Origin of the sequence: Methanoculleus sp. UBA208 (assembly GCF_002498065.1) — an archaeon.
In the GTDB taxonomy this organism is placed as follows: domain Archaea; phylum Halobacteriota; class Methanomicrobia; order Methanomicrobiales; family Methanoculleaceae; genus Methanoculleus.
Map to the genome: position 1 here is coordinate 1 of NZ_DAFZ01000110.1, position 12,696 is coordinate 12,696.

General features: G+C 61.9%; 12 protein-coding genes. 5 read left to right on the top strand and 7 right to left on the bottom strand.

The genetic code is table 11. The features are described 5' to 3' along the window. Positions 1 to 130: 130 nt before the first annotated feature. The 4 genes from BRA62_RS11605 to BRA62_RS11620 are packed head-to-tail and all read right to left on the bottom strand — an operon-like array spanning position 131 to position 3,358. Positions 131 to 502, bottom strand: a complete 372-nt coding sequence (locus BRA62_RS11605; RefSeq protein ID WP_292366767.1) for a hypothetical protein — start codon at positions 500 to 502, stop codon at positions 131 to 133. A 16-nt stretch (positions 503 to 518) separates the two neighbouring features. Beyond that, positions 519 to 1,163 carry an ArsR/SmtB family transcription factor gene (locus tag BRA62_RS11610; RefSeq protein WP_292366769.1) on the bottom strand — a complete coding sequence of 215 codons (645 nt, stop codon included), beginning with the start codon at positions 1,161 to 1,163 and terminating at the stop codon, positions 519 to 521. A gap of 35 nt (positions 1,164 to 1,198) precedes the next feature. Continuing rightward, the gene (gene guaB, locus BRA62_RS11615; protein ID WP_292366771.1) at positions 1,199 to 2,665 is read right to left on the bottom strand and encodes an IMP dehydrogenase; all 1,467 of its coding nucleotides are present in this window, start codon (positions 2,663 to 2,665) and stop codon (positions 1,199 to 1,201) included. A gap of 3 nt (positions 2,666 to 2,668) precedes the next feature. Next, positions 2,669 to 3,358 (bottom strand): (5-formylfuran-3-yl)methyl phosphate synthase, encoded by a 690-nt coding sequence (locus BRA62_RS11620; RefSeq protein ID WP_292366773.1) that lies wholly within the window; start codon positions 3,356 to 3,358, stop codon positions 2,669 to 2,671. Between the two features lie 44 nt (positions 3,359 to 3,402). On the opposite strand from BRA62_RS11620, the gene BRA62_RS11625 reads away from it, so the two are divergent. Together BRA62_RS11625 and tmk are read left to right on the top strand one after the other, a co-directional pair. Continuing rightward, a complete protein-coding gene (locus tag BRA62_RS11625) occupies positions 3,403 to 4,083 on the top strand; it encodes a HisA/HisF-related TIM barrel protein (RefSeq protein ID WP_292366775.1) in 681 nt (226 codons plus the stop codon). Next, positions 4,077 to 4,694, top strand: a complete 618-nt coding sequence (gene tmk / locus BRA62_RS11630) for a dTMP kinase (RefSeq protein WP_292366777.1) — start codon at positions 4,077 to 4,079, stop codon at positions 4,692 to 4,694. The genes BRA62_RS11625 and tmk overlap by 7 nt, the downstream gene beginning before the upstream one ends. On the opposite strand, the gene BRA62_RS11635 is transcribed toward tmk, so the two are convergent. Beyond that, complete coding sequence (locus tag BRA62_RS11635) at positions 4,651 to 7,242, bottom strand: valine--tRNA ligase (protein ID WP_292366778.1); 2,592 nt, start codon at positions 7,240 to 7,242, stop codon at positions 4,651 to 4,653. The genes tmk and BRA62_RS11635 overlap by 44 nt on opposite strands. 181 nt (positions 7,243 to 7,423) lie before the next feature. Here BRA62_RS11635 and BRA62_RS11640 point away from each other — a divergent pair, with 181 nt between their 5' ends. Next, on the top strand, positions 7,424 to 8,620 hold the full coding sequence (locus tag BRA62_RS11640; protein WP_292366780.1) for a DUF92 domain-containing protein: 1,197 nt from the start codon (positions 7,424 to 7,426) through the stop codon (positions 8,618 to 8,620). A gap of 437 nt (positions 8,621 to 9,057) precedes the next feature. On the opposite strand, the gene BRA62_RS11645 is transcribed toward BRA62_RS11640, so the two are convergent. Both BRA62_RS11645 and BRA62_RS11650 read right to left on the bottom strand, forming a co-directional pair. Beyond that, positions 9,058 to 9,885, bottom strand: coding sequence for a hypothetical protein (locus tag BRA62_RS11645; protein ID WP_292366782.1), 828 nt, complete (start codon positions 9,883 to 9,885; stop codon positions 9,058 to 9,060). 2 nt (positions 9,886 to 9,887) lie between these two features. Next, positions 9,888 to 10,478, bottom strand: a complete 591-nt coding sequence (locus tag BRA62_RS11650; RefSeq protein WP_292366784.1) for a pyruvate kinase alpha/beta domain-containing protein — start codon at positions 10,476 to 10,478, stop codon at positions 9,888 to 9,890. 152 nt (positions 10,479 to 10,630) lie between these two features. Between BRA62_RS11650 and BRA62_RS11655 the strand changes: the two genes are divergently transcribed. Both BRA62_RS11655 and BRA62_RS11660 read left to right on the top strand, forming a co-directional pair. Further along, on the top strand, positions 10,631 to 11,800 hold the full coding sequence (locus tag BRA62_RS11655) for a redox-regulated ATPase YchF (RefSeq protein WP_292366786.1): 1,170 nt from the start codon (positions 10,631 to 10,633) through the stop codon (positions 11,798 to 11,800). Positions 11,801 to 11,920: 120 nt separating this feature from the next. Continuing rightward, positions 11,921 to 12,241 carry a hypothetical protein gene (locus tag BRA62_RS11660; RefSeq protein ID WP_292366788.1) on the top strand — a complete coding sequence of 107 codons (321 nt, stop codon included), beginning with the start codon at positions 11,921 to 11,923 and terminating at the stop codon, positions 12,239 to 12,241. The last annotated feature ends 455 nt before the right edge of the window (positions 12,242 to 12,696 follow it).

Genomic DNA, 12,696 nt, shown 5'->3' on the forward strand with positions numbered 1-12,696 from the left:
TCGACTTGCGACTTCCCCGAAGTGCGGCCTCCTCAAAGGGGGGCGCGTGAGCACCGGTAGGAACGACGTTCCTAGAGGAACGGAGTTCGAGCACCGAAGGTGCGACCCGCTGCAAAAAAGGGGGGCCGGTTCAGGACCGGGCAATCCCGCCGGGCGCGCTCTTCTTCGGGCAGACAGCATCGATCACGCCGTGCTGCACGTTGTAGAAACTGTGCGGGACATCAATCTCGCATTCGAGATCGATGACCGTCTCTTCGTCACCCCCGGTGCAGAGGGTCACGGAATCTTCCTGGAACGTAACGTATGGGGCGCCGTCCGCTCGGGCATCCGCCACCGCGGTGATGTAGATGCAGTCGTTCCCCTCGACCACCTCAACAGCGGACTCGCCATCCTCGTCTTCACAGAGATCGGGGTAAGGTGCTCCCTCGGGGGCTCCGCTGATGATGGTGAACCCGATGATCCTGGGGTCCTGGAGGGGCATCTCGCTCAGGATCCTCTCCATCAGCCGCGCGATATCTCTAAACATTTCGTCGTATGGATTGTTCGCCATGTGTACCACGTATCCTGTATCGGTCGTTGATGCGCTCGACAATCCCCATGCGTATGAGGTTGCCCAGTCTCTGTTTCAGCTCATCCGTGGACAGGCTGCTCACTTCTTCGAGTTCCGCGAAGGCCAGGTCGGCGTGAGAGAGGGCGAGGATGATCCCCAGGTCCCCGTCATCCGTGACGAAGCCCCCCCGCATGCGCATGACCTCGGCGAACCTCGATTCGATCTCCCGCTCCAGTTGTTCGAGATTATCCAGAAGTTCGTCACGAGCCCTGACCATTCTCCTGAATGCCTCGAGGTTTCTTGAAAACCGTGTTAACTGGTTCTCTTCAACGGAGGGAAGCGTAACCCCGTCCTGCTTCTGCAGGTTTACGATGACATTGATGTCATGCGAGAGGTAGTAATACTTTCGCCTGCGCTCGTCCTGGCACGAAATGAGGAGCTGTTCGCGCTCCATCAGCTGCAGGTGCTCTATCACCGCTTTCGGACTGAGTACCAGGCGCTCGGAGATCTCGGTCACGAAACACGGTTTCTGCCTCAGCAGTTCTATTATTCGCCGCCTGTTCCGGTTTCCCAGGATATCGAGGAAACGGGAAACCTCACTGCCCTCGAGCATATTTACTAAACGTTAGTGATTCGAATATAAAATAATTACTCGAAGAGGCGATAATTCGGCGCCTCGTCGGTGATCATAATATTGTGCGGGTGGCTCTCGCCATAACCCGCGGGCGTAATCCTGAGGAACCTGCCGTTCTTCTTCAGATCCGCTATCGTCTTCGACCCCGTGTAGCCCATCGCGGACTTCAGGCCGCCGACAAGCTGGTAGATGACATCCGATACATGGCCGACATAGGGGGTGACCCCCTCGACGCCCTCGGGAACGAACTTGGTCCGCCCGATCTCCTTCTTCTGGAAGTAGCGGTCGCTCGACTCGCCGCTGCTCATGACGCCGAGCGATCCCATCCCCCGGTACTGCTTGTAACGCCGGCCCTTGATCGTCGTGACCCTCCCCGGCGCCTCATCGGTGCCGGCAAAGAGGCTGCCTGCCATGATACAGTCCGCGCCTGCGGCAATCGCCTTCGCGATATCCCCGGAGTAACGGATGCCGCCGTCGGCGATCACCGGCACGTCCGCCCCATGCGCCACCTCCGCGACGTTTGCTATCGCGGAGACCTGCGGCACACCCACGCCCGCGACAATCCGTGTCGTGCAGATGGAACCCGGCCCGATGCCCACCTTCAGCCCGTCGACGGTTCCGGCCAGAGCCAGGGCCGCCTGCTTCGTCGCAATGTTCCCGGCCACCACATCGACGGCCACGCTCGCCTTGATCTCCCCGACCGCTTTGACGACGTTCATGTTGTGGCCGTGAGCGCAGTCCACCACCAGGGCGTCGACGCCCGCCTCGACGAGCATCATGGCCCGGTTGAAGTCGAAGGGGCCCACCGCAGCGGCGACCCGGAGTTTCCCGTTCGCATCGCGGTTCGCGCGGGGATACTGCCTCTTTTCAAGGATATCGCGCATCGTGATGATACCGACCAGGCACCCCTCCGCGTCCACGACCGGAAGGCGCTCGACTTTGTTCGCGTACATCGTCTCGAGCGCGTTCTCCGCCGTGATGTCTTCGGAAGCCGTGATCAGCTTCTTGGTCATGTAGCCGGTGATCTTCGCCTCGCCGCGTTTCGGCAGGATTGCCCTGATATCCCTGCGGCTGACGATACCGATCACCTTATCGTTCTCGATCACCGGCACGCCGCCGATACCGTACTGCCTCATGACCCGTTCCACGTCGGTGACCGTGGCCTCGGGACCGACCGCCACGACCTCGCGCTCGATCAGGTCCTCGGCCTGCTTGACGACCCTGACCTCGGCGACCTCGCGCTCAGGAGTCATGTTCCGGTGGATGACGCCGATGCCGCCTTCCCGGGCTATGGTTATCGCCATCACCGACTCGGTCACCGTATCCATGGCGGCGCTCACGAGAGGGATATTCAGGGGAATGTTGCGCGAGAACCGCGACCCGACATCTGCCTCGTCGGGCTCGACCCACGATTCGGCGGGCTCAAGCAGCACGTCGTCGAACGTAAATGTCGTTTCCATCTCCATCTTCTCGGTATACATACGTCACCTGAGCATCATCATTGCTTTCTCTACCAGTTCGGCCCTGACCATGGTCGACCGATCGCCCCCGCAGACCATCCCCCGGACGCCGATGATCTCGGGGTTGATCCGCTTCAAGGCATCGAGGTCCGCGAACTTCAATGAACCGGCAAGGGCCGTCTGCAGTCCCAGTTCCCGGTTCTGCCCGACAAACCGGGTCAGTGTCTCCTCGTCCATGAACTCAAAGAGACTTTTCCCATCTTTAATACCGGTGTCGATCATGGCAACGTCGGCACCGGCCTGTGCAACCAGAGGGCTGATGTCGAGCGGTGAGATCGTACCCATTCTCTCAAAATCGGCATAGGCGGCGATGACGACGTATTTCTCGGGAAACTCCCTCTTCACCGCCGCGGTCACCGCTTCGATGACGTCACGAGCACGGTCGGCCCCGTCGAACATCAGGCCGACCTTGATAAAATCAGCACCTGCGTGCGCGGCGCCGTAGGCCGAGAGAGCCGCAGTTCCTGGCTTATACTCATTGTCCCCGATTGCAGCACTGACAGGCTTCTTGCCGGAGAGGGTCTTGATCTCCCGGATGATCCAGGGAAAATTCGCGCCCAGCGAGCCCTCTGAGGGTTTCTTTACGTCGATGATGTCAGCGGAAAGCGAGCTTTTTGCCTCCTCAATGCTGCTTGGACTGACGAGTAATTGCATAGAAATTAATGTTCCTTCACCCTAATAGTGGTTACGTTGAGGACATGGAACTGATTCTTGCAGTCGATCTGGCGGGTGGTCTGGTGGTGCACGGAAAGTCCGGAGACCGCGCCGGTTACCGGCCGCTGACCTGGGGAATTGCCCCCTCGGCCGAACCGGAGGCCTACCTATCCGCTCTCGCGCCACGGTACCTCTACATCGCCGACCTCGAGAGCCTCGAGGGCAGGAAACCACAGGACGAACTCGTCCGGCGTTGCGCCGCGATGGTCGAGCGGTGCTACCTCGACCGGGGCTGCAGGTCGCCCGACGAATGTACGGCGGTCGAGGGGGTGACGCCGGTCATCGGCACCGAGACCGCAGCGAGAGCGATCGAAGACCTTGTGGCCTATCGGGCCGGATACCTCAGCATCGACATCAAAGGCGGCCTGGTGCTCCCCTGGGGCATTCCGCCGGCGGAGATGCTCCGCCGTGCGGCGGCACTCTCGTTCGAGGGATGCATCGTCCTCAACATCGGCGCCGTGGGGACGGAGCGCGGGCTCGTCCGGGAGGACCTCGAAGAGATGCGGGCGTGCTACCCCGGCCGCCTCCTCTACGGGGGCGGGGTCGCCGGGACCGGCGACATCCGTCTCCTCGCCGAGGCCGGGTTCGACGGTGCGATCATAGCGACGGCCGTCCATCACGGCACGATACCGCTCGAGTGGGTCCGGAGGGGATACCCGTGCTGATCACCATCGAGGGCATCGACGGGAGCGGCAAGAGCACGCTTCTAGCCCGCCTCCAGGAACTGATCGCCGACCTCGACCCCCTCTTCACCCGCGAACCCGGCGCCACCTGGGTCGGCGACTCTGTGCGGCGTGCGATTGCCGAGCGGATGGACCCGATCACCGAGGCGCTGCTCTTCTGCGCCGACCACGCCGCGCATATCGATACGGTGATCCGGCCCGCGCTCGACGAGGGAAGGCTCGTCATCTCCGACCGCTACGCCGATTCCCGGTTCGCCTACCAACCGGTCGTCCTCGACGGCGTCCTCCCCGACCCCCTGGAGTGGTTGCGCCGGATCCACGAGGGGTGGTCTATCCGGCCCGACCGGACATTCCTCCTTGTCCTGCCGGTCGAAGATGCCGTCTCAAGGCTCGATCCGGAAAAGAAGAGAGAGTACTTCGAAAATGCCGGGATCCTCGCACGAGTGCAGGAGAACTACCTGGACCTTGCGGTAACCGATCCCGCGCGGTTCGTCGTCGTCGATGCGCTGCTCGAAAAAGAGGAGGTCGCAGAGTTCATCGCGGGCGAAATCAGGACGAGTGTCCGATCGTCACGACGACGTCCCCGAGCGTGAGGACGTCCACCTCTTCTCCCGCCACCCGGTAGGCGACCTTCGGCGTGAACGAATCGGCCGGCACCGGGATCTCCTCGCCGTCGACCGTGACGGTCGCGGGCGGGTTTTTGAGCAGTTCCGGCGGGAGCGCCTCCACGGCCTGCATGAACCCCCGCGCCTGCTTCCTGAGCGTCGGGCCGATGACGGCCATGTTGAAGTCCACGCCGCTCGTGACCTCCTCGAGCCGCGGCGTACCGGTGCTCCACCGGGCGTCGGCGTTGAGGGCACGCCCAGCGTCGCCGGCGTCGTCGACCGGCTCCGGTGCGTAAATCATCACGTGACCGAGCGGGGCGTTGAGCGCCATGCCCTTATCGTGCTTGTAGCGCCGGAGTTCTGCGACCGTCTTCACGAGGAGGTCGCCGTGGCGCCGCGCTTCGTCGTCGGCGTATGAAAAGTCCGGCCAGGCCTCCTCGTGCACGCTTCTCCCGGCGAGGTTGTGGTAGCACTCTTCCGCGAAGTGCGGGATGATCGGGGCAAGCAGGCGGCAGAGAACGTCCATGGTCGTCCGAAGTGCGCTGCAGGCGCTCTCCCTGCTGCTGTCATCCGCATACAGGCGGCCTTTCGCAATCTCGATGTAGTCGTCGGCGAGCGTGTTCCAGGCGAACTCCCGGATCGCCCTGAGCGCCCGGTCGAACTGGTAGCCCTCCATCGCGGCGGTGACCTCTGCGACGGTCTCCGAGAGCCGGACGAGCAGCCACCGGTCGGTGAGTTCCGTCACCGGTGCATCAAGATCAGCCCCCTTCTCCAGGTGCCCCATGACGAACCGGAAGATGTTCCAGAGTTTGGTCTGGAACCGGGACGCGGCGACGACGTCGTTCCAGTTGAACATGATGTCCGAACCGGTCGCCGCACCTCCGGCTCCCCACTGCCGCAGCGCGTCCGCGCCGTACTGCCCGACGATCTCTTCCGGGGAGATGATGTTGTTCCTGCTCTTGCTCATCTTGAACCCGTCTTCCCCGAGCACCATACCGTTAACCAGAATCTGATCCCAGGGATGACTGCCGACCAGGGCCTTCGCCCGGAGGATCGTGTAGAACGCCCACGTCCGTATGATGTCGTGGCCCTGGGGGCGGATCTGCGCCGGGAAGAAGGGGGGTTTGCCGGTCCCGTCCCATCCGGTGACCTGGAGCACCGATATCGAGGAGTCCATCCAGGTGTCGAGCACGTCCGTCTCGCCGGTGAAGTCCGAGCCGCCGCACCGCGGACAGGGGGTCTTCGGCTTATCGACCGTCGGGTCGATCGGGAGGTCTTCCTCGGCCGGGAGAACCGTCTCGCCGCAGGCGGTGCAGAACCAGACCGGGATCGGGGTCGCAAAGATCCGCTGCCGGGAGATGCACCAGTCCCACTCCATGGAGTTTGCCCAGTTCTCCATCCGGGTAAACATGTGCTCCGGCGTCCAGGAAACCTTCCGCGCCGCATCCAGGATCTCGTCCTGGTGGACCCGGACGAACCACTGCCGCTCCGAGAGGATCTCGATCGGGGTCTTGCACCGCCAGCAGGTCCCCACCCGCTGCTCGAGTACCTCCTGCCGCTTCAGGATCCCTGCCTTCTCCATGTCGGCGAGGATCGCCTCCCTGCAGGCCTCCGACGACATCCCCGCGTACGGGGCCGCGGTCGCGGTCATGATACCCTGCCGGTCGACGGCTTTGCGCAGATCCAGGTCGTGCTGCTTCCACCAGTAGACGTCCGTCTTATCGCCGAACGTACAGATCATCACCGCACCGCTGCCGAAACCCGGGTCGACCACGACATCCTCGATGACCGGCACCTGGTGCCCGAATATGGGAACCGTGAGTCTCTTTCCCTTCATGCCGCGGTAGCGCTCGTCTTCGGGGTGGACGGCCACGGCAACGCAGACCGCGAGCAGTTCCGGCCGGGTAGTGGCGATTTCGATGCCGTCGAAGTCGAAGTAGTTGAGTTTGGTGGTGCGGGGGGCGTAGTTGACCTCGGCGAACGCGATGGCCGTCTCGCACCGGGTGCAGAAGTTCACCGGATGCTCGCTCTGGTAGATGTCGCCGGCTTTGAGCATCTGCAGGAACGACGCCTGGGTCTTTCTGTAGTAGTCCGGGAGCATGGTGATGTACTCGTGGCTCCAGTCGGTTGAGAACCCGAGCCGCCGCATGGTCGCCCGCATCTTCTCGATGTTTGAAAGCGTAAGGTCGCGGCACATCTCCCGGAACTTCTCGCGCGGTACATCGTTCTTGGTGATCCCGTAAGTCTCCTCGACCTTCACCTCGGTCGGGAGGCCGTGGCAGTCCCACCCCTGCGGGAACATGACGTTGTAACCGCGCATACGCTTGTACCGCGCGATGAAGTCGATGTAGCACCAGTTCAGGGCGTTCCCGATATGGAAGTTCCCGGTGGGGTAGGGCGGCGGCGTGTCGATGATGAACCGGGGTTTTGGCGAGGCGGGATCGAAATAGTTGTCCTCATCCCGCCAGGCACTCTGCCAGCGCCTCTCCACTTCTTCGATATCGTAGTTTTTGGGTAGTTGATGTGACGGCGACATTTTCAGCGTATAATCTCTCTCTTCCCAGTGAAATATATTGTTCGACGGGCTTTCGCCCTCCTGGGCATTCCGTGCCGGACGCGGCACCGCAGGCCCGAAAGGGATCTGCCGGGATGTTCACCCGCGGACGCGGGCGTTCCAACCCTAAAGGCTTTCTTCCTGCATTGCCCATTATATATGAATGATAAAGCCGCAGGGGTTGGTTCTGGCATCGGTGCTCACCCTCGCCTTCATAGGCCTTGCCCCCCTGCTCCAGCCGGCATGGCTGCTGACGCTCTTCCTCATTCCGTTCTCGCTCGTCCTCTTCCTCATCAAAGAAACACGTTACGTATCGCTCTCGATCATCGCGCTTGCCCTGCTCTACGGGTTCGGCTGGCTCTCGACGTTCGTCTTCACCTGCACGCTCGGCATCGTCGTGATCGGGGAAGTGGCATTCCGCCTCACCGGAGGGAAGCACGCGTCGTATCTCCATCACCTGGTTGCCGCCATCGGCATTTCGGTTGCGGTGATGCTCTACCTCGGGTATACAGCGCCGTTAGTCGCCGTGATGGGCGTGGTCGTTGCGGTGCTCCTCCGTGCGGCTCTCCGGGGCAGGGACGATGCCCTGATGATCGAGGCGCTCGGTGTCGCGATGACCATGTTCCTCTTCGAGGAGCTTAACTTCAAGGTCGACCTGACCATCCTCGTCGCGGCGGCCGTGATAGCGTTCGGGTTCGGCTACACCTCCTACCGGCTCCGGGTAGCCGACGTCAGCGGCCTCTTTTCGGGCGCCATGATCGGAATCATCCTGATCGTCTTCGCCGATGTCCGGTGGTTCCTGATCATGCTCGCCTTCTTTATCGTCGGTGCCGGGGCTACCCGGTACCGCTATTCTGAGAAGGAGCAGCTCGGGGTCGCCCAGGAGCACGGGGGCGTGCGCGGCTACTTCAACGTCTTCGCAAACGGCCTGGTGGCGACCGCCGCCGCCATCCTCTACGGTATTACCGGCCAGGCGGCTTTCGTGGCGCTCTTCATGGGGAGCGTCGCCTCGGCCGCCGCCGATACCGCCGCAAGCGAGATCGGGGTCACGGGGAAGACGCCGTACCTGATCACGACGCTTAAGCAGGTGCCGCGGGGAACGAACGGCGGGGTGACCCTGCGGGGCGAGGTGGCATCCATCGTCGCCGCCGCCCTCGTCGCCGGCGTCGCGTGGGCGATGGGTGTCGCCGACCCCCGGATGGTCGCCGTCACGGTCGCCGCCGGGTTCATCGGCACCAACATCGACAGCCTGGTGGGCGCAACGCTCGAGAACAGCGGCAGGATAGGGAATTCCGGCACGAACCTGGTCGCTACGTTCTCAGGCGGGGTCTCGGGGATGCTGATCTATATGCTCGGGTGAGGGGCGCGGGGGATTCGTTTGGGGTTTTTGAGGGGTATAGTCCGGTCGACTGCAGGTGCTGGCTCGTGAAGTCGTGAGAGCCACCTTGTGGCCACTTGACCTGCCTGATCCTCGTCTGGCATTTAGGTTCTTACACCAGTGCACGGATTTCGAGGGGATATCGCCATTGGGGGTGGGGCTGACGGGGAGGGGGGAGCATCCCCCCTCCCCCCTCATGGCGATGCTCCCACGGTCCACTAGACCGGGCTTTTTCATTGTTCTAATGTTCAACCGATTTTGGCTGCATCGTCACGGGCCAGAATGGAGTTAGAACACTAAAATATGAGGAGGAGATCCCGCAGGAAGATGTTTCCGCTGGCGTGATAGAATGGTTTCAAGAGACGTTACCTTTTCAAACAGAGTACGAGAAAAAAGAATAAAACGTCCGTCCAGCCACGTCAGTACTTATACCAGCGCCCCTTCTCGTCGTATTCTCCCTGCTCTATCTGTGGAGCACCTGCGTAGTTTCTGAAGAAACTCGCCTTGTAGGCGTACATGAACGCCGAGAAGAGCACGATCACGACCGCATAGACGGCTGCGGTGATCCATATCCCCTCCGTCCCGATGAGAGCGAGGATGTCCTCCGGCATCACCGCCTGGAGTTCGCCGGGACTCATGCGGGTGAGCGGTTCGAGTCTGTCCACGAGCAGCACCGACCAGGCGAAGAGGGCTGCGAACCCGAGCGCTGCGAAGACGGCGATGTTTACCAGGTAGAAGACGAGAACACGTCCAAGGTTGTTTATGACAAACTCGATACTCCGTCGGATCGATTCAAAGACGTTCGTCTCTTCAAAGACCGCTACCGTATCGTAGAAGAACGTAAAGAAGGCGATCGAGAGGAGAACTCCGAAGAGGAGCGGAGCCATGCTTGCGGCGGCGCCGGCGCCGAGAAGCGCGAGCGGGATCGCGAGCAGAAAGACCGTCAGGATAACCCCGAAAAAGATGACCAGCGCAGGCAGGAGTATCCGGAAGTAGTAGGTCTTGCCCGACTGCACGAACTCCCCGGCAGAGAATGCCTCACCCTTGACCATGCCGTAGACGCCGCCGGCCAAAAAGGGCATCACGAGGGCCTGCAGGATTGCCAGGGGCTCTGTATAGAAGGCTCCTCCGTATACGGGGATGATGAGGTCGAGGACCGCGAGAGAGCCCATGACGAGGCCGACCGACCAGAGGACGGGGTGCTGCCGGAGAAGTCCGGCGGCATTGCCGACCGATTCGAGCGTCATGCTCACCGGTTCCTCGGCATTGCGACGATCTCGCGCACCTGCAGGTCGAAGAACGATGCGGTGTGCGCCGGGCGGATGACGCAGACGGTGTCGGCACCGGTTGCGGTGCCCCCCGCCGCGATCACCTCTTCATCGACCCCGATTGCACCCTGGTCGGCCGCGATGAGGACGCACTCCACCGCGACCTTCAGGCCGACCGCGACGGTGCGCCGCAGCGCTTCGGCGATCGCTTCCGTGCGGGAACTCCCGCCGAGTTTCGGCGAGCGGGAGATCGCGCGCTCGAGCCCGGAGAGCGCGTGCGTGCCGGTGACGATCTTCGCACCTTCCGCACGGAGGGTCCCGGCCGCCTCCGGCGAGAACTCCCACTCACCGGGCTTTGAGAACCCGACCGCGTGGGTGACGACGATCAGTTCGAGGTCCGTTCCAGCCATAGCGTCCCGGAAGGCAAGCGCCGTCCGGCCGCTGCTGCTCGCGACGACGACCTTTTTGACGCCGAGTTCCCGTGCCCGCTCGACGGCGAACCGGGCGGCGTCATGGGTATTCTCTCTACCCGGCGCATCGAAGTAATAGGTATTCCGGGTTACGAAGCTCATGCAGTCATGTTGTCGTTGCTCCTAATTGAATCTCCCGTACCGATGATTGGGGCTGCAACGGCACGGCCAGGGTCGCTGTGGCGGGGAAAGAAGGTGATAAATGGTGGATGGCCCAACACTACTCTCAACCGAACGGTGCGGTAGGAGTTCTCATGATCACACTGGCCATTGCAGGAAAACCAAACTGTGGGAAATCAACGTTTTTCAGGGCGGCGACCCTCGCCCAGGCAGAGATTGCCAATTACCCGTTCACGACCATCGACGCAAACCACGGCGTCGCGTACGTCCGGACAGCCTGCCCATGCCAGGAGATGCATGTCCCATGCGAGAACTGCCGGGACGGGGTCAGGTTCATCCCGGTCGGGCTGATCGATGTGGCGGGCCTCGTCCCCGAGGCGCACCTCGGGCGGGGGCTCGGCAACCAGTTCCTCGACAACCTCCGGCAGGCGGACGCCATCCTCCAGATCGTCGATGCCAGTGGGGCGACGGACGCTGAAGGGAACCCGGTCGATATCGGCTCGCGCGACCCGGTGAAGGATATCGAGTTCCTCCAGTACGAGATGTCGATGTGGATGTACGGCATCCTCTCGCGGAACTGGGCGAAACTCGTGCGGCAGGCCCAGTCGAGGGACTTCTCTCTTGCGGCGGCGATCGCCGAGGTCTTTGCCGGCCTCGGGATCACCTACGAGCACGTCCGCGACGCCACCGAGGCAGTCGGAGTCGAGCTCCGGACCGCCGGGGAGGAGGACCTGATCCGGTTCTGCCGGGAGCTGATGACGATCAGCAAGCCGATGCTGATCGTCGGGAACAAGGCCGACCAGGCACCGGAGGAGTGCCTTGAGCGGCTCAGAAAGCACGACGTCGTCTTTGCAAGCGCGGCAGGAGAACTTGCGATCCGGATGGCCGCAGAGGGGAAGTTCGTCCGCTACCTCCCCGGCGACAGGAACTTCACCGAGAACCCCGGGGCGAACCTCAACGCCGCGCAGCGTGCCGGGCTCTCAAAGGTCGCGGAGTTCATGCGGACGTTCGACGGCACCGGGGTTCAGAAGGCGCTGGACGCCGCGGTCTTCAACCTCCTTGATCGGATCGTCGTATTCCCGGTCGAGGACGAGCACAAACTCACCGACGGCAAGGGCAGGGTTCTCCCCGATGCGTTCCTCATGAAGCGCGGCTCGACCCCTCGCGACCTCGCCTACCAGGTTCACACCGATATCGGCGAGGGGTTCCTGTATGCCATCGACGCGAAGACCGGGATGCGGATCAAGGACACACAGGAACTGAAGAACGGCGACATTATCAAGATCGTCAGCGTCCGGAAGTGATCTGCGGGCACGGAGAAGCCTACCTCAACTCCTCCGTGCCCCGGCGGGCGAACCGGCATCTCCGGAGCGCCGGTATAAACCGGCAGACATTTATATGGATTTGAAAAATATTCGATCATCATGAGCGGCGAGGTCTACCAGGCGCAGGTCCTCCGGAACTTCTTCGACACCATCACCGGAACGGACAGGAACCTGACCCGGATCTACATGTGCGTGATGAGCCTCGCCAAGCTCCGCATGGAGTCACCCGAGAGGATGACGTTCCTCGTGGACCAGCTCCGCAAATCCAAACAGAAGCGGGAACTCTCGGTCGATATCATCGATTATATGTGCGACGTGGCGCGTGATCTCGAACTCGTCACCATCCAGACCGCGTTCGGCGTGAAAGACATCAACGCGGTCGCCGACGAGTTCAGCGGGATCAGCCTCGACTCGCTCTGATTTTTTTTCGCCGGAGATGACCATCTGGTCACCAGGTGGTCTCTCGATGAGGGGTTCCTCTCTTCAACGATTTTCGGCTATCCCACCCTCAAGGCGTTAGTATCTGGCGATGTTCACACCCGTTTTAGCGGCAGCCTCCTGCAACATCTCACTCGAAGGCGCGAAGTCGACGTAGGAGTTCGTCCCAAAATAATCTCTGAACCTTTGGTACACGCTGATTGGGGCACTTTCATCCAGAGGTTCTACCGTCTGAACCATATTCTGAGAAGGGATGGTGAAACGGCTTTCCATTGGATATCGCACCTTCGGTGCTCAAGCTCCGTTCCTGCCGGGACGTCGCATATCGCCACTCGGGGGAGGGGCCGGGAGGGGGTGTCCCCCCTCCCGGTAATAGCGTTTTAGTACAACTTCGGGGTTACATGCTTCTCCTTAAGCGATGGAGACAGGGGAGGGGG

Bases quoted from the DNA above. Each gene is read 5' to 3' on its own strand.
- BRA62_RS11605 (WP_292366767.1), bottom strand. From the start codon at position 502: ATGGAGAGGATCCTGAGCGAGATGCCCCTCCAGGACCCCAGGATCATC.
- BRA62_RS11610 (WP_292366769.1), bottom strand. From the start codon at position 1,163: ATGCTCGAGGGCAGTGAGGTTTCCCGTTTCCTCGATATCCTGGGAAAC.
- guaB (WP_292366771.1), bottom strand. From the start codon at position 2,665: ATGTATACCGAGAAGATGGAGATGGAAACGACATTTACGTTCGACGAC.
- BRA62_RS11620 (WP_292366773.1), bottom strand. From the start codon at position 3,358: ATGCAATTACTCGTCAGTCCAAGCAGCATTGAGGAGGCAAAAAGCTCG.
- BRA62_RS11625 (WP_292366775.1), top strand. From the start codon at position 3,403: ATGGAACTGATTCTTGCAGTCGATCTGGCGGGTGGTCTGGTGGTGCAC.
- BRA62_RS11635 (WP_292366778.1), bottom strand. From the start codon at position 7,242: ATGTCGCCGTCACATCAACTACCCAAAAACTACGATATCGAAGAAGTG.
- BRA62_RS11640 (WP_292366780.1), top strand. From the start codon at position 7,424: ATGATAAAGCCGCAGGGGTTGGTTCTGGCATCGGTGCTCACCCTCGCC.
- BRA62_RS11645 (WP_292366782.1), bottom strand. From the start codon at position 9,885: ATGACGCTCGAATCGGTCGGCAATGCCGCCGGACTTCTCCGGCAGCAC.
- BRA62_RS11650 (WP_292366784.1), bottom strand. From the start codon at position 10,478: ATGAGCTTCGTAACCCGGAATACCTATTACTTCGATGCGCCGGGTAGA.
- BRA62_RS11655 (WP_292366786.1), top strand. From the start codon at position 10,631: ATGATCACACTGGCCATTGCAGGAAAACCAAACTGTGGGAAATCAACG.
- BRA62_RS11660 (WP_292366788.1), top strand. From the start codon at position 11,921: ATGAGCGGCGAGGTCTACCAGGCGCAGGTCCTCCGGAACTTCTTCGAC.